This is a genomic window from Oleiphilus sp. HI0086 (assembly GCF_001635225.1).
In genome coordinates this window covers 1-711 of the sequence record NZ_LWFZ01001320.1, presented here as the reverse complement: position 1 = coordinate 711, position 711 = coordinate 1, and the positions used below count along the sequence as shown (strand labels likewise).

1 protein-coding gene is annotated in these 711 nt (G+C 43.6%); it reads right to left on the bottom strand.

Features of this window, described 5'->3' with window-relative positions; all coding sequences use genetic code 11:
* On the bottom strand, positions 1-711 hold a 711-nt coding region (locus A3756_RS22795; protein WP_231875619.1), incomplete at both ends, for a GMC family oxidoreductase.

The following is a 711-nucleotide window of genomic DNA, read 5'->3' as shown; positions in this document are numbered from 1 at the left end:
ATTGCCGCTTATTAAAGTGGGCATGATCGATGCGTCGACTACTCGTAGCTTTGAGATGCCATGAACACGCAACTGGTCGTCAACGACAGACATATCGTCATTACCCATTTTGCAGGTACCCACGGGGTGATAAACCAGACCTAAACGATCTTTGCACGCTTGCAGAATGTCTGCATCGGAGGTGATATCAGCTCCTGGGTGAACTTCGTCGCCACGATGATCATCAAAAGCTTCAGATGCTAGGATTTTTCGCGCGACCCGAATGCCGTCAACCAAAACTTTTTGATCTTTTTCTTGAGAGAGGAAGTTAAAATCGATTTTGATTCGATCGCGAGGGTCTAAAGACTTTAAGCTTAGTTGACCACGACTTTCCGGTCTGAGTACGCACACATGTAGGGAGTAACCATGTTGCGAAAGTAAACCAAGATCTCTGCCGCAATCATCAAAAAGAAGTGGTACGAAGTGCAGCTGAATATCAGGAACCTCAACAGAAGGACCAGATTTCAAGAAGCCGCCAGATTGGGTTATCGAATTAGCAAGATTACCTTTTTTAGCAGTAAAGTAATTAAAAGCATCTGGCAAGGCTTTTAATAACCCGGATGGCGTAATAGAAAATCCGTCTTTTTTCTTGCTTTTTACCAATACACAAGCATCAACATGTTCTTGAAGGTTTTTTCCTACTCCTGGAAGATCATGAACGACAGCTATACC